Source organism: Antrihabitans stalagmiti (assembly GCF_016482825.1).
In the GTDB taxonomy this organism is placed as follows: Bacteria; Actinomycetota; Actinomycetes; order Mycobacteriales; family Mycobacteriaceae; genus Antrihabitans; species Antrihabitans stalagmiti.
Genome location: NZ_JAEMNV010000001.1, coordinates 234145 through 252662 on the forward strand (window position 1 = coordinate 234145; position 18518 = coordinate 252662).

At 64.1% G+C, this 18518-nt stretch carries 20 protein-coding genes; 13 read left to right on the forward strand and 7 right to left on the reverse strand.

Annotated elements, in window-relative coordinates:
• Window positions 1-5 precede the first annotated feature (5 nt).
• Window positions 6-953: an endonuclease/exonuclease/phosphatase family protein gene (locus JGU71_RS01130; RefSeq protein WP_199701166.1), complete on the forward strand. Its 948-nt coding sequence runs from the start codon at window positions 6-8 to the stop codon at window positions 951-953.
• On the opposite strand, the gene JGU71_RS01135 is transcribed toward JGU71_RS01130, so the two are convergent.
• The 4 genes from JGU71_RS01135 to mptB all read right to left on the reverse strand — a co-directional run bounded on the left by JGU71_RS01135 (window position 906) and on the right by mptB (window position 5404).
• The gene (locus JGU71_RS01135) at window positions 906-1889 is read right to left on the reverse strand and encodes a COX15/CtaA family protein (protein WP_199701168.1); all 984 of its coding nucleotides are present in this window, start codon (window positions 1887-1889) and stop codon (window positions 906-908) included. The two genes, JGU71_RS01130 and JGU71_RS01135, sit on opposite strands and share 48 nt — an antisense overlap.
• Window positions 1890-2010: 121 nt before the next feature.
• Entirely contained in the window at window positions 2011-2784 is a 774-nt protein-coding gene (locus JGU71_RS01140; RefSeq protein ID WP_307829439.1) for an ABC transporter permease, read from the reverse strand.
• Complete coding sequence (locus tag JGU71_RS01145; protein ID WP_199702739.1) at window positions 2781-3713, reverse strand: ABC transporter ATP-binding protein; 933 nt, start codon at window positions 3711-3713, stop codon at window positions 2781-2783. The genes JGU71_RS01140 and JGU71_RS01145 overlap by 4 nt, the downstream gene beginning before the upstream one ends.
• On the reverse strand, window positions 3704-5404 hold the full coding sequence (gene mptB, locus JGU71_RS01150; RefSeq protein WP_307829440.1) for a polyprenol phosphomannose-dependent alpha 1,6 mannosyltransferase MptB: 1701 nt from the start codon (window positions 5402-5404) through the stop codon (window positions 3704-3706). The genes JGU71_RS01145 and mptB overlap by 10 nt, the downstream gene beginning before the upstream one ends.
• A gap of 153 nt (window positions 5405-5557) precedes the next feature.
• Here mptB and JGU71_RS01155 point away from each other — a divergent pair, with 153 nt between their 5' ends.
• From JGU71_RS01155 to JGU71_RS01190, 8 genes are all read left to right on the forward strand, one after another.
• On the forward strand, window positions 5558-6337 hold the full coding sequence (locus JGU71_RS01155) for a helix-turn-helix transcriptional regulator (RefSeq protein WP_372433070.1): 780 nt from the start codon (window positions 5558-5560) through the stop codon (window positions 6335-6337).
• 66 nt (window positions 6338-6403) lie between these two features.
• A complete protein-coding gene (gene sufB / locus JGU71_RS01160) occupies window positions 6404-7846 on the forward strand; it encodes a Fe-S cluster assembly protein SufB (RefSeq protein ID WP_199701171.1) in 1443 nt (480 codons plus the stop codon).
• Complete coding sequence (sufD, locus tag JGU71_RS01165) at window positions 7843-9072, forward strand: Fe-S cluster assembly protein SufD (protein WP_199701172.1); 1230 nt, start codon at window positions 7843-7845, stop codon at window positions 9070-9072. Before sufB ends, sufD begins: the two co-directional genes overlap by 4 nt.
• 28 nt (window positions 9073-9100) lie before the next feature.
• The gene (gene sufC / locus JGU71_RS01170; RefSeq protein WP_199701173.1) at window positions 9101-9883 is read left to right on the forward strand and encodes a Fe-S cluster assembly ATPase SufC; all 783 of its coding nucleotides are present in this window, start codon (window positions 9101-9103) and stop codon (window positions 9881-9883) included.
• Between the two features lie 4 nt (window positions 9884-9887).
• Window positions 9888-11141: a cysteine desulfurase gene (locus tag JGU71_RS01175; protein ID WP_199701174.1), complete on the forward strand. Its 1254-nt coding sequence runs from the start codon at window positions 9888-9890 to the stop codon at window positions 11139-11141.
• A 3-nt stretch (window positions 11142-11144) separates the two neighbouring features.
• Window positions 11145-11594 (forward strand): Fe-S cluster assembly sulfur transfer protein SufU, encoded by a 450-nt coding sequence (sufU, locus tag JGU71_RS01180; protein WP_199701175.1) that lies wholly within the window; start codon window positions 11145-11147, stop codon window positions 11592-11594.
• Complete coding sequence (locus JGU71_RS01185) at window positions 11591-11965, forward strand: metal-sulfur cluster assembly factor (RefSeq protein WP_199701176.1); 375 nt, start codon at window positions 11591-11593, stop codon at window positions 11963-11965. Before sufU ends, JGU71_RS01185 begins: the two co-directional genes overlap by 4 nt.
• Before the next feature lie 440 nt (window positions 11966-12405).
• A complete protein-coding gene (locus JGU71_RS01190) occupies window positions 12406-12741 on the forward strand; it encodes a transglycosylase family protein (RefSeq protein WP_199701183.1) in 336 nt (111 codons plus the stop codon).
• 86 nt (window positions 12742-12827) lie between these two features.
• Here the strand turns inward: JGU71_RS01190 and JGU71_RS01195 are convergent, their stop codons facing one another.
• Window positions 12828-13418 (reverse strand): hypothetical protein, encoded by a 591-nt coding sequence (locus tag JGU71_RS01195; RefSeq protein WP_199701184.1) that lies wholly within the window; start codon window positions 13416-13418, stop codon window positions 12828-12830.
• 225 nt (window positions 13419-13643) lie between these two features.
• Here JGU71_RS01195 and JGU71_RS01200 point away from each other — a divergent pair, with 225 nt between their 5' ends.
• The 3 genes from JGU71_RS01200 (at window position 13644) to JGU71_RS01210 (ending at window position 16075) form a co-directional block, all read left to right on the forward strand.
• The gene (locus JGU71_RS01200; protein WP_199701185.1) at window positions 13644-13943 is read left to right on the forward strand and encodes a DUF6412 domain-containing protein; all 300 of its coding nucleotides are present in this window, start codon (window positions 13644-13646) and stop codon (window positions 13941-13943) included.
• Window positions 13944-14015: 72 nt separating this feature from the next.
• A complete protein-coding gene (locus tag JGU71_RS01205) occupies window positions 14016-14654 on the forward strand; it encodes an ABC transporter ATP-binding protein (RefSeq protein ID WP_199701190.1) in 639 nt (212 codons plus the stop codon).
• 209 nt (window positions 14655-14863) lie between these two features.
• Window positions 14864-16075, forward strand: a complete 1212-nt coding sequence (locus JGU71_RS01210) for a DUF6297 family protein (RefSeq protein ID WP_199701192.1) — start codon at window positions 14864-14866, stop codon at window positions 16073-16075.
• 1 nt (window position 16076) lies between these two features.
• On the opposite strand, the gene JGU71_RS01215 is transcribed toward JGU71_RS01210, so the two are convergent.
• Both JGU71_RS01215 and JGU71_RS01220 read right to left on the reverse strand, forming a co-directional pair.
• The gene (locus JGU71_RS01215; RefSeq protein WP_199701194.1) at window positions 16077-17294 is read right to left on the reverse strand and encodes an MFS transporter; all 1218 of its coding nucleotides are present in this window, start codon (window positions 17292-17294) and stop codon (window positions 16077-16079) included.
• Entirely contained in the window at window positions 17287-17814 is a 528-nt protein-coding gene (locus JGU71_RS01220) for a MarR family winged helix-turn-helix transcriptional regulator (RefSeq protein ID WP_199701196.1), read from the reverse strand. The genes JGU71_RS01215 and JGU71_RS01220 overlap by 8 nt, the downstream gene beginning before the upstream one ends.
• Window positions 17815-18022: 208 nt before the next feature.
• Between JGU71_RS01220 and JGU71_RS01225 the strand changes: the two genes are divergently transcribed.
• On the forward strand, window positions 18023-18499 hold the full coding sequence (locus tag JGU71_RS01225) for a hypothetical protein (protein WP_199701197.1): 477 nt from the start codon (window positions 18023-18025) through the stop codon (window positions 18497-18499).
• Window positions 18500-18518: the final 19 nt, after the last annotated feature.

An 18518-nucleotide genomic window follows, 5' to 3' on the forward strand; every position in this document is an offset into this window, starting at 1 on the left:
CCACGGTGCGAACCGCGGTCGCAGCAGGAGTGCTACTCGTTGCGATCTGCGTGGTGCTCACGTGGTTGCCTGCGGGTGTGGGGTTACCGCTCGATCGGCTACCTGTCGTCGCGCAGCTGACCGCGTTCCGCGTCCATCTTGCGGTGCTTGCTGTTGCCGCGGCCGTCGTTGTCGCGTTCGTTCGCCCCTTTTCGGCGGTGGTGCTGGGCGTCGTCGGATCGATATCCGTCGCGACGGTATTCCCACAGTCCTCGGGCCCGATTGGAACCGGTGTGGCAAACCTGCGGGTGCTGACTGTCAACGTCGGCGCCGATTCGGCGCACGTCGAGCCGCTTGCCGACCTGATCCGGCAGTTCCGACCGGACGTGATCGCCATGCCCGAAGGGTCTTCGGTGTACGCACGTGAAATCGCGCGTCTTGTCGGGCCCGGCTTCGATGTCTTCGACGACACGATCGGCACGCGTTCGGCTGCTACGGCGGGCGCGACGTCGTTGTTGATCCGCTCGTCGCTGCGGCCGGCAGTGCCTGTGGCACGGTTGCCGCTCAGTCTCGGGACGGTCACCACGACCGTCACAGTTGCGGGTCATGCGGTGAATGTGCATGCGGTACATCCGAATTCGCCGAATCTGGGGTCCGAGGCGACCTGGGATGCAGACCTGGCCGCGTTGGTCCCGCCATGCCGAAGCGACAGTCCGACGGTTATCGCAGGCGATCTGAATGCCACCTTCAATCACTCGCGGTTCCGGGAACTGATCGGATCCGGGTGCAGGGCAAGTGGGGGAACTCTCAGCAAGCTCACGGGGAGTTGGCCGAACTCGGTACCCGCGTGGCTCGGAGTGCGGCTGGATCAGGTGCTCACGGCGGGTCCGTCGATAGTCTCGACCGAGGTGTGGACCGTCGACGTGTCAGGCGGACAACACCGCGCGGTCATCGCTGACCTGATGGTCGGCTGACGCCGCCCTGCGCCCACGCCCACTTGCCCACAGGGCTGCCGTCGCTGCTGTGCATGCTCCCGCGCCGCCGACGTGAACGGCGACGAGTGCGGCGGGCACGTCGGTGAAATACTGGACGACGCCGACCGCACCCTGCGCGACCACGACGGCAACGACGACCTGCACTCGGGTCAGTACCGCTTTCGGTGCGCGCACGGCGTACAGCCCGAAGGCCAACCCGATCACAAGGGCCAGATAGCCGATCACCAACTGCGCGTGCAGGTGGACGAGCGTCACGATCTCGATTTCGAGCCGCGGCACCGTGCGTTCGAGGCTCTTGTCGCCCGCATGCGGACCCGCACCGGTGACCAACGTGCCTGCGACGAGTGTTCCTGCGAGCGCGACGCCGGACAGCGCGGTGAGCCAACGCAGGGGAGCGGGGACGACCGCGACGGGTTCGGCGTCGTCGTCTTCGGTGATCTTCGCGTAGAGCAACACCGCAAGCCACACCATGGCCATCGAGGCGATCAAGTGCACGGCAACGGTCCACCAGAGCAGTCCGGTGCGGACCGTGATGCCGCCGATGATCGCCTGAACCACAGTTCCGCCCGGCATCAACCACGCGAACACGATCACTTCGCGGCGGCGTCGGGCCCGCGTCACCGCAAGGACAACCGCTGCGGCGGCGAGGACGACGACGAAGGTCAGCATGCGGTTGCCGAACTCGACCGCTTGGTGCAGCACCGCGACCTCGGAGACCCCGATGGGGGTGAAGCTGCCGGGGAAACACTGTGGCCAGGTGGGGCAACCGAGTCCGGATGCGGTCACACGGACGACAGCGCCGGTGACGGCGATGCCTGCCTGGGTCAGGATGACGCCGAGCGCGATCGCGCGCTGCACCCGAAGCGAGGGGAGCGGTAGACGATCGACAAGGCCGAGATAGCCGCGATAGAGCACGCTTCGATGGTAGATGCCCGTCAACTACAGGCTGTCGTTGGGCGGCAGAGCGGCTACGCCGCTCGTGAGTCTTTTCGGCGGTCCCGCCCACCGAAAAGACTCACGAGCCGCGGAGCGGCCTCTAGGTGAACTTGAAGGTTTTGGTCGCCAGATAGCCGCACGCAGTGGCCCAGACCGCGAGGACGGCTACGCCGAACCAATCGACGGACCCGACCAGTGCAGCTTTGAGCGTCTCGGCGAGGGCGCCAGAGGGGATGAGTCTCGCTATAAGACGAAGTACTTCGGGCAGGTCGTCGGATGCGAAGACGACACTGCCGATTCCGAGCATGATGAACCACAGGATGTTCGCGAGCGCGAGGACGATCTCTGCCTTGAGCGTGCCGCCGAGCAGGAGTCCCATCGCGGCGAACGTGATAGTTCCCAGAGCGATGATCACCGCACCGAGTGCGAGTCCACCGATGCCGGGTCGCCAGCCGAGACCGAATCCGATCGCCCCGATCAGCACCGCCTGCAGGGCGACCACGATCACCACGGCGGCACTCTTGCCTGCGATGATTCCCCACTTCGGCAATGCGGTCGCGCCGAGTCTCTTGAGCGCGCCGTAGCGCCGATCGAAGCCGACCGCAATCGCCTGCCCGGTGAACGCGGTCGACATCACCGCAACCATCATCACCGCGGGCACAACCGAGTCGACGCGATGTTCGCCGAGGTCGCCGACCGGGAGTAGGCACAACCCGATCAGCAGTGTGATCGGTATGAACATCGTCAACAGGAGTTGTTCGCCGTTGCGCAACAACAGGATCAGCTCGAGCCTGGTCTGCGCGACGAGCATCCGCAGCGGCGCGTTCGGGCGCGGGTCGGGGGTGAAAATTCCCGGCGTGAAGCGATTCGTCACCCGCGCAACTCCCGTCCGGTCAATTCGAGGAAGACGTCTTCGAGCCGACGCTGATCGACTCGCAGGTCGGTGGCAAGGACACCGATTCGGGCGCACCATGCGGTGACCGTCGCCAAAACCTGCGGATCGATCTCGCCTTCGAGGAGGTAGGAACCCGGTGACGTCTCGCGCGGCGAAAAGCCCTCCGGCAGAGCGGTTACCAGCAGTGAAAGGTCGAGATTGGCGGGCGCGGTGAACCGCAACTGGCCCTCGGCGCCACGCTTCGTGAGTTCCGAAGGGGTGCCGGATGCCACGATCTTGCCGTGATCGATGATCACCAGTTCGTCGGCGAGTTGTTCGGCTTCGTCCATCATGTGTGTGGTCAGCAGAACCGAAACACCGTCTCGCCGTAGCGAATCGATCAACTCCCAGACCATCAACCGAGCTTGTGCGTCGAGGCCGGCGGTCGGTTCGTCGAGAAACACCAACTCGGGACGACCGACGAGGGCGCACGCAAGCGCAAGCCGCTGCTGCTGGCCGCCGGACAATCGTCGGTACGGGGTCTTCGTCGTGTCCTGCAAACCCAGCGTTCGCAGCAGCCAGTCGGGGTCGAGCGGATTCGCCGAGTAGGACGCGACGAGTGCCAACATTTCCCCCGCGCGCGAACCTGGATAGGCGCCGCCGCCCTGCAGCATCACGCCGATTCGAGATCGCACCGAAGCGGACTCCCGGATCGGGTCGAAGCCGAGTACGCGCACCGAACCGGCGTCGGGTACGACGAACCCCTCGCACATTTCGACCGTCGTCGTCTTGCCCGCGCCGTTCGGGCCGAGCAGGGCGAGCACCTGCGAGCGTTGGACCACAAGATCGAGGCCGTCGACGGCGGTTACCGAGCCGAATGCCTTGACGACGCCGTCGAGGCGCACCGCTGGCTGGTTGGTCACGAGGATTGAGCGTAAGCGTCGCGATCGGCCGGTGCCGTCGGTGCCCCCGCCTCCGCGCGCCACGGCAGAATTTTGCGCGTAACGAGAATCACAGTGCCGCAGACCAGGATTGTCGCGATAGCCGCTTCGACGATCTGGAACGGCTCGACCTTTGCGCCGGTCGGCATAAGAATCACGCTGACAACACACGAGAACGCGATCGTCGGTATGCGGAACGCCGGTCGTGTCGCCCATGCGGCCAGAGGTGTCACGGCCCACAGCAGGTACCACGGTTGCACGACGGGGAAAAGCAGCACTATCGCGCCGAGTGCGACGCCGAGCGCACCCATCGGGTGCAATCGACCCGTATAGACCGCGATCAGCATGCGAACGGCGATGAATGCCGCCGTGAGCGCCGCGATCGGTCGGGTGATCGACAGCACGGCGGTCGTGTGGTCGCCGAGTCCGAGCAGCACGCCGCCGAACCCGGTGAAGATGCCGAGCGACGTCGGCAGCGACATCCAACTGCGGACCGCATTGGCCGTGCCGAGGGTATTCACCCAGCCGAACCCGAGTCCGCTGGCGAACGCGACGATCAGAGTGACCGTCAGCGCGACGACTCCGGTCAGAGCTGTGGCTTTGACGAGGGCGCGGAACGTGCCGCCCCAGCGTCTGGTGAGGGCCATCCAGACGAACCCGAGCGCGATCAACGACGGGATCTTGATGGTCGACGACATGGTGATGACTGCACAGCCCGCTGCGAGCAGGGCAAGGTTCCATCCTCGCAACGGGTCGGTGTTCTCGATGGCACGCATCGCCAATTCGAGGCCTGCGAGCATAAGCCCGAGCATCAATGCCTCGTTGTGAACGCCCGCTACCAGGTGAAACAGCAGCAGCGGGTTCGCTGCACCCAACCAGAGCGCACTCACACTGGCTACTCCGCAGCGTCGTGCGAGACGAGGTAGGGCCCAGACGATCAGGGCGACACCACCTAGCGCGAGTACCCGATGCAGCCAGACGCCCGCGACGATGTTGTCGCCAGCGATCGACGAAATACCGCGACCCATCCAGAGGAACAGCGGACCGTAGGGTGCGGGCGTCGATTGCCAGATGTTCGGAACACTGTTGGTGAGGACATGGTCGAGCCCGAGCGCGGGACGAGGTCCGAGTTCGTAGGGATCGAGGCCACGGTGGGCGATCTCGCTCTGTGCGAGGTAGGAGTACACATCCTGGCTGAACATCGGTGGCGCGACGGACAGCGGCAGGATCCACAGCAGCAGGGTGCGATCGAGTTGGGACCGGCTCAGCCGACGAGCGACGCCACCGTCGCGAGCGCGGCCGATGGCGAAGCGGCCGAGCAGAAGCCAGGCGAGGACGACGGTGACGGTCCCGGTCATGGTCAGGGTCAGTCCTGCCGCGCCGAGGCGGGCGGGCAGACCGAGGATTCGTAGGCCCTGGGTGGGGTTCTGATGGACCGGCTGGGCGCCGAAGCCGAGTGCGCCGATCGCCATGAGCACCGCGCCGGTCGTTCCCATCCGGCGGACGTAGCGCAACTGCCGTGTTTCGTTGGCGTTGAGCCCAGGTGCTTCAGCTTCGTCGCCGTGCAGTTTCGCGACGGAGTGGTCGGGTGTCGGCGAGTCGAGACCGAGAGCGCGTCGTCCGAGATCGATGGATCGCCTCACCACCGAGTGGTTCGCGCTCTTTCGATCTGGCGTCACGAATGGAAGCGTAGCTATTGGACGGCCGAAGTCGGGTCAGGACCCTGGTCGGACGCCGTTTCGGTGCTGTGTGGCACGGCTCTCACCGGCCCGTGCCGGTTTGTCAGGGCACCCTTGCTAGACCGGTCCAGCTAATTCCGTCACACTGGTGTTGTGAAAACTATCGGCACGCCGACGAAAATCGACGAAGGGGCGGGCGGCAACGCCATGTCCGCTTCGGTCGAGCCCGTCGCGCAAGCCGGTGGTGTCCCGGTCAGCGTCGCAGTGTCACACGACGGCCACACCCGTGCGGCGATCGTTCGGCTGCTGCTCGAAGAGGGACCGATCACGGCGACCGCTATCGGTACGAAGTTGGAGTTGACAGCAGCGGGAGTCCGTCGACACCTCGATGCTCTTATCGAAGCAGGCGAGGCACGCGCGGCAACGTCTGCCAGTTGGCAGCAACGCGGCCGTGGCAGGCCCGCGAAGCAGTACCAGCTGACTCCTGCCGGACGAGGCAAGCTCGGTCATGCATACGACGATCTGGCAGGCGCCGCGATGCGGCAGCTGCGAGAAATCGGTGGGCAGTCCGCTATCGAGGAGTTCGCGCGCAAGCGAGTGGCCGCGATCGTCGCAGGTGTCGATCCGGCTGCCGACCGTGACACCGAAGCGCTGACCGACAAGGCCGAAGAGATTGCCGACGTTTTCACCTCGGCAGGCTTCGCGGCAACGACCCGCAAGGTCGGCAACGGTGTGCAGATCTGCCAGCATCACTGCCCGGTCTCGCATGTCGCCGAGGAATTTCCCGAACTGTGCGATGCCGAATTGCACGCCTTCAGGAATTTGCTCGGCACCCATGTTCAGCGTCTCGCGACGATCGCGAACGGCGACTGTGCCTGCACGACCCATGTACCACTCACCCCACCGCTGTCTGCGAAGACGGCGACGGGATAGCTCGAAAGCTCCAAAGCCGATGCCCAGCCCTGCATCGGCACGCACAAGACTCCGGAAGGAGCTCGAATGACTGTCACAGACCAGGTGACGCCGACGGAACCGTTGACTCAGGCGGAGACCATCGCGTCGCTGGGCAATTACGGCTACGGCTGGGCGGATTCAGACGTTGCAGGCGCCAGCGCCAAGCGCGGTATCTCCCCGGCTGTCGTCGCGGACATCTCGGCAAAGAAGAGCGAGCCCGAGTGGATGCTCGAGGCGCGCCTCAAGGCGTTGCGCACATTCGAGCGCAAGCCGATGCCGAATTGGGGTTCCGACCTGAGTGGCATCGATTTCGACAACATCAAGTACTTCGTGCGCTCCAGCGAGAAGCAGGCCGCGACCTGGGACGATCTGCCCGAAGACATCAAGAACACCTACGACAAGCTCGGCATCCCCGAAGCGGAGAAGCAGCGCTTGGTCTCCGGCGTCGCCGCGCAGTACGAGTCCGAGGTCGTCTACCACTCGATCCGTGAGGATCTCGAGCAGCAGGGCGTGCTCTTCCTCGACACCGACACGGCACTGAAGGAGCAGCCAGAGCTGTTCCGCCAGTACTTCGGCACGGTGATCCCCGCAGGCGACAACAAGTTCTCGGCGCTGAACACCGCGGTGTGGTCGGGTGGCTCGTTCATCTACGTTCCGCCGGGCGTGCACGTCGACATCCCGCTGCAGGCCTACTTCCGGATCAACACCGAGAACATGGGCCAGTTCGAGCGGACGCTCATCATCGTCGACGAGGGTGCCTACGTGCACTACGTCGAGGGTTGTACCGCGCCGATCTACAAGTCCGACTCGCTGCACTCCGCGGTTGTCGAGATCATCGTGAAGAAGGGTGGCCGCTGCCGGTACACCACGATTCAGAACTGGTCGAACAACGTCTACAACCTCGTGACCAAGCGGGCGAAGGCCGAAGCGGGCGCGACGATGGAGTGGATCGACGGCAACATCGGCTCCAAGGTGACCATGAAGTACCCGGCCGTCTGGATGACCGGTGAGCATGCGCACGGCGAGGTTCTTTCCGTTGCGTTCGCAGGCGAAGGTCAGCACCAGGACACCGGTGCGAAGATGCTGCATCTGGCGCCGCACACCACGTCGACGATCGTCAGCAAGTCGGTCGCTCGCGGCGGTGGCCGCGCTTCCTACCGCGGTCTCGTGCAGGTCAACAAGGGCGCATACGGCTCGCGGTCGACCGTGAAGTGCGATGCGCTGCTCGTCGACACGATCAGCCGAAGCGACACCTACCCGTACGTCGACATCCGTGAGGACGACGTCACGATGGGTCACGAGGCGACGGTGTCGAAGGTCAGCGACGACCAACTGTTCTACCTGATGAGCCGCGGCATGAGCGAGGACGAGGCGATGGCAATGGTCGTGCGTGGCTTCGTCGAGCCGATCGCCAAGGAACTGCCGATGGAATACGCACTCGAGCTGAACCGCTTGATCGAGCTGCAGATGGAAGGGTCGGTCGGTTGAGTTCCGAAAACACGGTTACGGACAACGTGATCTCGGCGGTTGCCGGCGAGAACCCCGTCAAGCCCGTTCAGAATCCCGGAGCCGGCGCAGCGACCAACAAGGGCGAGGTGTTCACCTCGTTCGATGTCGAACAGTTCGAGGTGCCGTCCGGTCGTGACGAAGCGTGGCGGTTCACTCCGCTGCGTCGTCTTCGTGGCCTGCACGACGGCGCAGCAGTAGTCAGCGGCTCGGCAACTGTCGAGATCGCCGGTGCCGGTAGCGATGTCACGGTCGAGACCGTCGGTCGCGACGACGTCCGCCTCGGCAAGGCAGGCGTTCCTGCGGATCGTGTTGCCGCGCAGGCCTACTCGGCTTTCGAGACGGCGACTGTCGTCAGCGTCGGTGCCGAGGTCGAGGTTGCCGACCCTGTGGTTCTCACGATCACTGGACCCGGCGAGGGCAATGTCGCCTACGGGCACACCCAGATTCGGCTTGCGAACTTCGCATCGGCGACCATCGTCATCGATCAGCAGGGCAGCGGCACGTTTGCCGAAAACGTCGAATTCGTCCTCGGTGACAGTGCGAAGCTGACCGTCGTCGTGGTGCAGGACTGGAACGACGACGCCGTGCATCTCACGGCGCACCACGCCTCGCTCGGTAGGGACGCAGTGCTTCGCCACACCGCCGTCACACTCGGTGGCGACCTGGTTCGCCTCACCGCGACCGTCAACTACAAGGGACCCGGCGGCGACGCCGAACTCCTCGGTCTCTACTTCGCCGATGCCGGCCAGCATTTCGAACAGCGACTGCTCGTCGATCACTCGCAACCGCAGTGCAAGTCCCGCGTCACGTACAAGGGTGCGCTGCAAGGTGATCCGAAGTCCGGCAAGCCGGATGCGCACACCGTGTGGGTCGGCGATGTGCTGATTCGCGTCGCGGGCGAAGGCACGGACACGTTCGAGCTGAACCGCAACCTCGTGTTGACCGACGGCGCCCGTGCCGACTCGGTTCCGAACCTGGAAATCGAGACCGGTGAGATCGCCGGAGCCGGACACGCAAGTGCCACGGGAAGATTCGACGACGAGCAGCTGTTCTACCTACGTGCGCGAGGCATCCCCGAGGATCAGGCACGCAGGCTCGTTGTCAGAGGCTTCTTCCACGAAATCATCAACAAGATCGCGGTCGAAGAGATCCGCGAACGGCTCGAGGCGGCGATCGAGCTCGAACTCGCCGCTGTCGGTGCTTGAGACTTACCAGGTAAAGGACCCTTTTCTTATGACAACGCTTGAAGTTAAAGACCTGCACGTCGAGGTTGCGAATCCGGATGCCAACGGCGAACCGATTCACATTCTCAAAGGTGTCGACCTGACCATCAGCTCGGGTGAGACGCACGCGATCATGGGCCCGAACGGCTCAGGCAAGTCGACGCTGTCCTACGCGATCGCAGGCCACCCGAAGTACACGGTGACACAGGGGACCATCACTCTCGACGGCGAAGACGTCCTCGAGATGTCGGTCGACGAGCGGGCGCGCGCAGGACTTTTCCTCGCGATGCAGTACCCGGTCGAGGTTCCCGGTGTGTCGATGTCGAACTTCCTTCGCACGGCTGCGACCGCGGTTCGCGGCGAAGCGCCCAAGCTGCGGCACTGGGTGAAAGAAGCCAAGCAGGCGATGAGCGAGCTCGAGATCGATCCTTCGTTCGGCGAGCGCAACGTCAACGAAGGCTTCTCCGGTGGTGAAAAGAAGCGCCACGAAATTCTTCAGCTCGGCCTGCTCAAGCCGAAGATCGCGATTCTCGACGAGACCGACTCCGGCCTCGACGTCGACGCGCTTCGCATCGTCAGCGAAGGCGTCAATCGCTACAAGGAACGCGAGAACGGCGGCGTTCTGCTGATCACGCACTACACCCGGATCCTGCGCTACATCAAGCCGGACTTCGTGCACGTCTTCATCAACGGTCGCATCGTCGAGCAGGGCGGAAGCGAACTGGCCGACGAGCTCGACGCCAACGGCTACGACCGCTTCACCGCGGCATCGACGGCATCAGCAGGAGCGTAGATCCATGACGGTCGTAGCCGAGACACGCGACATCACTCGGGTTCGGGACGACTTCCCGATCCTGAGCCGGACCGTGCGCGACGGAAAACCGTTGGTGTACTTGGATTCCGGTGCGACGTCGCAGCGTCCGGTGCAGGTTCTCGATGCCGAGCGCGAGTTCCTCACGACGAGCAACGCGGCCGTTCACCGTGGCGCGCACCAGTTGGCCGAAGAGGCGACCGATGCCTACGAGGGAGCGCGCGAAGACATTGCGCGCTTCGTCGGCGTCGATGTGGGTGAGATCGTGTTCACGAAGAACGCGACCGAATCCCTCAACGTCGTCACGTATTCGTTCTCCGACGAGCGGTTCCCGTACGTGCTCGGGCCAGGCGACGAAATCGTCATCACCGAACTCGAACATCATGCGAATCTCGTTCCGTGGCAAGAGCTTGCGCGCCGAACGGGTGCCACCCTGCGGTGGTACGGGATTACCGACGACGGTCGTATCGATCTCGATTCCCTCGAACTGACCGATGCGGTGAAAGTCGTCTCGTTCACCCATCAGTCGAACGTGACGGGCGCGGTAGCGCCCGTTGCCGAACTGGTGCGTCGTGCGCGTGCGGTCGGTGCGCTCGTGGTTCTCGATGCATGCCAATCGGTTCCGCACATGCCCGTGAACTTTCGTGAACTCGATGTCGACTTCGCCGCGTTCTCGGGCCACAAGATGCTCGGTCCATCGGGTGTCGGTGTGCTGTGGGCGAAGCGCGAACTGCTCGACGCGATGCCGCCGTTCTTGACCGGTGGATCGATGATCGAAACGGTCACGATGGAAGCCACCACGTACGCGCCACCACCGCAGCGTTTCGAAGCTGGTGTTCCGATGACGTCGCAGGTCGTCGGCCTCGGCGCGGCCGTGCGGTATCTCGAAGCAATCGGCATGGACGCTGTCGCCGCACACGAGCACGTGCTTGTATCCGCGGCGCTTGCCGGCCTCGGTGCGGTCGACGGGGTTCGGATCATCGGTCCGACGACAACGGACGATCGTGGGGGAGCTGTCGCGTTCGTCGTCGACGGCATCCATGCTCACGACCTCGGCCAGATCCTCGACGACGAGGGTGTCGCGATTCGAGTCGGCCATCATTGCGCGTGGCCGCTACACCGTCGGTTCGGTGTTGCCGCAACAGCACGCGCGTCTTTCGCCGTCTACAACACCGTCGAAGAAGTCGATGCGCTGGTCGCCGCAGTTCGCAAGGCCCAGAAGTTCTTCGGGGTGGTGTGAGCCGTGCGGATGGAGCAGATGTATCAGGAAGTGATCCTCGATCACTACAAACACCCGCACGGGCGTGGATTGCGCGAGCCGTTCGGCGCCGAAGTACACCACGTCAATCCGACCTGCGGCGACGAAGTCACGCTGCGCGTGCATCTCGCCGAAGACGGCACCGTCGCCGATGTGTCCTACGACGGCCAGGGGTGTTCGATCAGTCAGGCGTCGACCTCGGTTCTCACCGATCAGGTCACCGGACTACCGCTGGTCGAGGCGCTGCGGGTTGTCGATGCCTTCAACGAGATGATCAGTAGCCGGGGTAGCGTCGAAGGTGACGAAGACGTGATCGGCGACGGTATCGCTTTTGCAGGTGTGTCGAAATACCCGGCACGCGTCAAATGCGCATTGCTGGGGTGGATGGCGTTCAAGGACGCCGTTGTTCGTATCAACGAGAGGCAGGCATCATGACCGAGACTTCGGAGGCGCAAGCCCCCGCCGAACCCGCGGAACTCAGCGCGGAAGATCAGCAGAGAATCGAAGATCTCGAAGAAGCGATGCGCGACGTAGTCGATCCCGAGCTCGGTATCAACGTCGTCGACCTCGGCTTGGTATACGGCATCGCAGTCGACGAAGACGACGTCTGCCTGCTCGACATGACGCTCACCTCTGCCGCCTGCCCGCTGACCGACGTCATCGAAGACCAGTCTCGCAATGCGCTCGTCCGCACCGGGTTGGTATCGGAATTGAAAATCAACTGGGTGTGGGTTCCGCCGTGGGGCCCGGACAAGATCACCGACGATGGTCGCGAACAATTGCGCGCATTGGGATTCACTGTCTGAATCTGTACCGACTTACCTGAAGAGCGGTCGTTCGAGCATTGCTCGTGCGGCCGCTTTTTTGTGCATTGATAAAGACTCGGCATGTGAGCCGGGTCTCGATAGACATATGATCCGGCTAACAATCAGCCCGTTGTTCGTGTGGTCTCTACGGCCCGAATTGTCACTTTGAACTGCGCAGACGACGAATGTTATGCATTGTTTCGCATAAGTCGAATTCGATTTTGCACCCACGACATTCGGTAACGGAACGGCTACAGTGGTTCGCAGTTCGAAAGCCGGTAGCACGGCAGGAACATTTGTTGGAAGTAATTCAATACGCCCGCCGGGTCGAGTAAGCAATTAATCCCCGGGCAGGAGCGAGAAGCGATCACCACCGGACGACGCTTGCGGCGCTTTGTTCTGCGCTGCATCTCGCCAACTACGGAAAGGTACCAATTCGCATGAGCACCTTCACGAACTTCAAACGCACCGCCACCCTGACTGCCGCTGCCGGCGCACTCGTCGTCGCGCCGCTGGCTCTGGGCACCGGCACCGCCAGCGCAGCATCGAGCTCGCAGTGGGACGCCGTCGCAGCATGTGAGTCGGGCGGCAACTGGTCCACCAACACGGGCAACGGCTACTACGGCGGACTGCAGTTCTCGCCGAGCACCTGGACCGCCAACGGCGGCACGGGCTCGCCGCACACGGCATCGAAGGAAGAGCAGATCCGCGTCGCCGAGAACACCCTTGCCAGCCAGGGCCCCGGTGCCTGGCCGGTCTGCGGCAGCGCGCTCTGATCTATCGCTGAATGGACACGATCGGCCTCGCCCACATCGGGCGGGGCCTTTCTGTCGTCACGACCCGAGTTGGTCAAGTAGTTACTTCATCGACCCAGGACGTCGACCAACCCGCCGAGCGTCAACTGAACCCGATGCTCGATCGTGGCGACCTCGTCGAGCTGCTCGACATCCCTGAGCCCGCGAATCCACGCGAAATTGCATTCGTCGACGGGATAGGACGGTCGCATTGCCAGGCCGTCGGAGTTGATCAACCACAGATCCGGCAACGCGGCAAGGCTTGCCACCGGGCACGTGTCCTGGTCGAGTCGTTGCCCCTCGGACGGTCGCTTCAGATTTCTGACCGCTTCGGTGAAGTCCCCGGTCCAGCGGTGTTCGTAGAAGGTGACCGTCAGGTCGGGACCGATTATTGGGCTGTGCCACGGGTCGCACGTAATCGCAGCGACGGGCTCGAATCCGTCGGGGATTGTGCCTGGCAGCGGCGACGGCTCGTACGCCCGCGCGATCGGCAGCGCCGAATGTCCGATCAACGACGACGGGATCGCGCAATTGGCTTGGTCGACGACCTGAGCGACGAGGCGAACCGGCGGCGGACCGCGCCAGAAGTATCCGCACGACGACGATGCGAGTGTCGTGACAGTCAACAACGCGAGCGCGACGATGCGCCGGCCGACCACCCTTTCACTGTACGTCCGCAGGTTGGCGGCAGAAAGAGAACGGGTGCCCGGCCGGAATCGCGGTCCATCGCAACGTCGCCAACGCATTACCGACCTCACACGCCTGATCAGGAATGTGAAGTCCGCAACTGGCATGCGAGGTCGCACAAAATCGAGGGCGTTCCGCGACCTATGTTGTTGCGCTTTATGCTGGCGTACAAGCGACCGACAGGGGAGGGGATTGCAGTGCGGTTTCCCGGGTACCTCGTCGGCGTGGCCGTCCTGTTGTTCCTGCTTGTGACCCTGCCTCCTTCGGGCAACAACCTGACCGAGATCGCATTGCTTGTCGCCACGATCGCGATCGCTGCTCTCGTCTTGTATTCGGTCGGCCACGGTCGCGCGATCGGCTATCGGGCTGTGACGCATGGGCCTGCGGTACCCGATCGATGGATCCGAAGCCCGTATCGCGGGCACAGCGCTCCCGACGCTCCAGGTCGTCCGCTGCCCAGGGCTCCCGGTTGTGCAGCGGAGACGCGTCAGCGCTGATCTCCGCATCCTCGTCTGTCCACGGCGCCGCCTTTGCGTGCGCTGCCAAGAGGATTCCTGGAAGCCCTTCACATGTTGCATGTTTCCGGTGCTTGCCGACGTTTCGGCGCACTCACCGTATTTTCCGACGTCGGGTTCGACGTGCTGCCCGGCGAAGCGTGCGCGCTGGTCGGGTCCAACGGATCGGGTAAGTCCACGTTGTTGCGCTGCATCGTCGGTGCCGACCGGTTGGAGTACGGCACAATCACTTTCGGTCTGGAACCTTCTGGTGCGGAACCGGTAGACGAATCAGCGCCGAGGTTTCGAGCTGCCGTTGCGTCGGTTCTCGACGACCACGCGGTGTTTCCGCATCTATCGGTGCGAGAACACCTCGAATTGATCGCATCCGCACATGGTGTTCACCATTCGAGCAGCGCCGCAGGGACCGTTCTCGACGCGATCGGACTGACCGGCGCGGCTGATCAACTGCCGGGGACGTTGTCGAGCGGTCAGCAACGGAGGCTTGCGCTCGGGTCCGCGTTCGTGCGGCCGAGGTCGATCGTGGTGCTCGACGAACCGGAGCAACACCTCGATGCCAAGGGTCGCCGCTGGCTTGCCGATACTCTCGTCGCGGAGAAAGCTGCCGGGGTGAGCGTCGTTCTGGCGTCGCACGACGAGGATCTCGTCGCCGAGGTCGCCGACCAGCGCATCGACGCCGACGCCTGGCGATGAACACCACTGCGCCACAGCCGGATACGCTGCAATCGGCCCGAACGCTGCGTAAGTGGGTCCGCCTCCGGCAGCAAAACCGGCGGCCACGGCGAGGTGCGCTGTCGATCCTCGCGGTGTGGGGTGTGCCCGCATATGTCTGTTCCGGGATCCTTTGGTGGTCAGCTCAGCTGCCATCCGGGAGAGCAGCGGCGAATTCATCTACACACCAATTGTTCTCGGTCAGCATCGATACTGTTGTCGGTCAGTGGTACGCGTGGGCGCTCGTCCTGATCCTTGCGGCGGTTTCGATGCAACTGTTCCGTGCGCTCGGCCCGGTGAGCGCCGAGGCGGGGGAGTTGGCGTGGATTCTGTCGGGTCGAGTAGACAGGCGCGCGGCACTGACGCTCCGGATCTGCGGGCTGACGACCATCGCACTGGCGATGGGTGTCGGGACAGCGCGATCGGTGACGTTCGTCTTCCCGACCGTGTCGGACTGGTGGGTGTTGGGTGGCTACGCTGCCGCTGGGTGGTCGGGATTGCTGAGTATCGCGGTCTTCGGCCAGATCTTCGTGACGGTGCGACGTTTGCTGGTTCTCCTGATCGGTGGCCTGTGGGCAGCTGGATTCGGTATTGCGGTAGCCGCCGCCTCGAATACTGTTCCTGCGGAGGTATTTCCGATGTCGCTCGGCTCGCCGACTGCCGTGCTGACGGCGGGTGTGGCGGTCGTGCTGTTCGTCGCCGCGCTGCGGTGGTCGGGACGCATCGACCGTGCTGCCCTCGGCGGGTCCACGGATCTGATTACAGGCATCTCCGCCGCGTGCACCGCGCTCGATCCGTCCTATCTGTCCGGCGCGCTGGAGGCTCGGAGGTGGCGTCGAGTCGGCACGGTGACATCGCGTGGCTTCGCAGGCACCGGAGTCGGCACCCTCATCGCCGCCGATCTGCGTCGTCTCCGACGTCACCGAGGGACCTGGACGGTTGTCGGCGCGGCGTCGGTCTGCCCATATGCAGTGCACGCGGTGGGTTCGCCTGTGCTCGTTGCGATCACCCAACTCGTCGCCTGCTTCGTCGTCGGCATGTCATGCAGCGGCGGACTTCGAGACGTGTGCGGTTCCGCTGCATTACGATTTGCGTTGGGGGGTAGCGATATTCGGCTGCGTCTCTGTCATCTGCCGATACCTGCACTCGCGATACTCGGCGTGTGGCTGGCCTCGGCCCCAGCTGTGTATTCGACAGGGTGGGGAGTGCTCGTCATCGCGCCGCTCGGAGCTCTTGTCGCGGTATACCGCGCCCGTCGCCGACCGCCGACGCAGTTGGGCGGTGTGGTCCTCGAAACCGGTCTTGGTCGGGTTCCGTTGGACCTGTTCCGCCAACTGCTCACGGGCCCTGCAGCTTTGGTTGCAGCCGGGGCAGTGCAGGTGGCGTTGCTTCTCCTTCGGTGAGTCAGCTCCGTACCGAGGCCGCGTGGCACACATGCGCGGCAAGAACTCGGCGGCGGTGCTCGCTCGGCGGGCAGAATGCCAGCGCGGTGAGAACGGCTACAGCTGCACCTGCGAGTGTCGCCGGGTAGCCGAACGTGGTGATCGCCGTACCTGCGACCGTGGGTCCGACAAGAGTCCCGACGGTGAGGGCGGTGTTGATGGCGGAGAGTCCGGCGGACGGGTGTTCGGCGAACACCCGAGAGCTCCAAATGCCCTGTGCGGCAATGACGGTGTTGAAGAACACGCCGAACATTATCGCCGCAGCCATGGCAGGCAGCAGCCGACCGTCTGTCACTGCAAGCAACGCAAGAGAGCCTGCGAGCAGCGCGCAGGCCACGAGGTAGCCGGTGCGGAGCCCGAATCGGGCGAAGACTGCGCCGCTGGCAGAGGCGAGGATGCCGGCGACGCCGCACACCGCGTAGACGATTCGAGCCGATGTCGAGTCGAGACCGGCATGGCGAAGCGCGTCGACGCTGAAGACCCAGAACACTGCGGTACCGATACCGATCAACACGGTCGACACAAGAAGGGGCCGCGACCTCGGGCACACGAACCAGGTCCAGCTCAGCTGCGGACGTCGCAGCTGGTCGGTTCCTCTGTTCGGCGGCGCAGCCAGAACTGCGGCAAAACCCACTGCCAGGGCTATCGCGACGAAGACCATCCACGCGATCCGCCACTGTTCACCGGCGACGATGGCGATCGGTCCGGCAATGGCGACGCCCCATCCGGTGCCCGAACTGATTGTCGACCATGCGAGGTCGCGCCGCCGGGGTGGCACCTCACGGGCGACGAGGTCGGCATACGGCGGGAACGCGAATCCCGCAGCCGCGCCGGCCACGACAACGCCGACTGCCATCATCAGCGCGCTGCTCGCAGCGGCGACGATTGCCATACCGACCGTTGCGAACAGTGCGGCGATGCCGATCGCACCGCGCGGACCTACCCGCCGCGCGACGGAAACCACACCGATGTTGGCGAACAGGTACGACAGATACGTGCCCGACGCGATGAGCCCAGCGGCACCCGGCGTCAATGCCAGGTCGGACTGCATGTCGGGCAGAAGTAGTCCGTAGCCGTACCGAGCCAGACCGAAGGTCACCGCGATCATCGCCGCCCCTGGCAGCACGGTGCGGACCGTTGCGCTCGTCGGCTCCGCGGGCTTGGTGGCGAGGTCAGTCATCGTCGTTGTCCCCGGTGTCGGTGTGGGCCAGCGGACACCTCTTACCCTCGCCCGCACACGCGGACCTGTCACAAAGGCGACACACCTGCAGGGCGGGAAGTCGGGTCTCGGCGAGATTGCCGACGAGCAGCTCGAACAGCCGCTCCAGTTCACGGCGGTCGGGCTCGGACAGTGGGCCGAGCAGTTCGGCCATCGCGGCGTTGCGAGCGTGTAGGGCAGCGTGCGCGCGGGCACGCCCGGCAGCTGTCAGGCCGACTCGACGACAACGAGCGTCCGACCCGGTAGTCCTAGTCACCCAGCCTGCGGTTTCGAGCCGGTGGACCAAGCGTGTGATGCCCGAACTCGTGAGCCCGAGCACTCCGCCCAGCCACGAAACCAGGTGATCGGGATAGGTGTAGAGCGTGACCAGGGCGGCTCGCTCAGATGCAGACAGGGAGGATTCGCCGTCGCCGTCGGCCGTGAGCAGCCGGTCGGTCACGGCCAACGCTTGCGCACCCAACAGATTTTCCAGCCGACTCATGTTTCCACTCTAAATTACCTGCCTGCCGCAGGCAACTATTTGCGGAGAGGGCTTTCGAGCGGCTGTCTCAGACGTTGTCCCCCGATCGGGGGACACGGAAATCCCCTGGTAAACGACCTCTTTGGTGGATGCCACGCGGATGTGCCCCGATGGATAGTTAACGCAACGGCAGATGCGCCGCAGGCAGATTCTCGAAAGGTCCAATCCAATGAACACCACGAACCGCCGCCGCCTCATCCTCGCTCCACTCGCGGCCACAGCGGCCATCGCAACGATGGTCGGGATGGCAGGAGTGGCATCCGCAGGCACGCTGCCCACGAACGCTCCCACCACCGCGATGACGATCACCAACGACACGAACCAGACCCTGTGGCTTGCCAACTCGACCAATCCCTACGGTTCTTGGATTGCGGGACCACATCGGACCCTGGCGCCGCACGAGACAGAGATCGTGACCGCGGTGTCGAACAACTCCACCCCCGTCTTCCCGCTCGAGATCTCCTACGGATACGGCAGCCTCGGTGCAGTCGCGAACTTCGTGTCGACCAACGACTACATGGGCGCAACGACCAACGGCTCGGGTGTGACCGGTCACAACGTCCAGAACTTCGACGTGCAAACCTCGATCGAATCGGGTGCGCCAGCGGTGAACGCGAGCTACATCCTCGCCCCGATGATGATGTGAGGCACTTCCAATCGGACAG

Bases quoted from the DNA above. Each gene is read 5' to 3' on its own strand.
- JGU71_RS01190 (WP_199701183.1), top strand. From the start codon at position 12,406: ATGAGCACCTTCACGAACTTCAAACGCACCGCCACCCTGACTGCCGCT.
- sufB (WP_199701171.1), top strand. From the start codon at position 6,404: ATGACTGTCACAGACCAGGTGACGCCGACGGAACCGTTGACTCAGGCG.
- JGU71_RS01205 (WP_199701190.1), top strand. From the start codon at position 14,016: ATGTTGCATGTTTCCGGTGCTTGCCGACGTTTCGGCGCACTCACCGTA.
- JGU71_RS01175 (WP_199701174.1), top strand. From the start codon at position 9,888: ATGACGGTCGTAGCCGAGACACGCGACATCACTCGGGTTCGGGACGAC.
- JGU71_RS01215 (WP_199701194.1), bottom strand. From the start codon at position 17,294: ATGACTGACCTCGCCACCAAGCCCGCGGAGCCGACGAGCGCAACGGTC.
- JGU71_RS01225 (WP_199701197.1), top strand. From the start codon at position 18,023: ATGAACACCACGAACCGCCGCCGCCTCATCCTCGCTCCACTCGCGGCC.
- sufC (WP_199701173.1), top strand. From the start codon at position 9,101: ATGACAACGCTTGAAGTTAAAGACCTGCACGTCGAGGTTGCGAATCCG.
- JGU71_RS01220 (WP_199701196.1), bottom strand. From the start codon at position 17,814: ATGAGTCGGCTGGAAAATCTGTTGGGTGCGCAAGCGTTGGCCGTGACC.
- JGU71_RS01185 (WP_199701176.1), top strand. From the start codon at position 11,591: ATGACCGAGACTTCGGAGGCGCAAGCCCCCGCCGAACCCGCGGAACTC.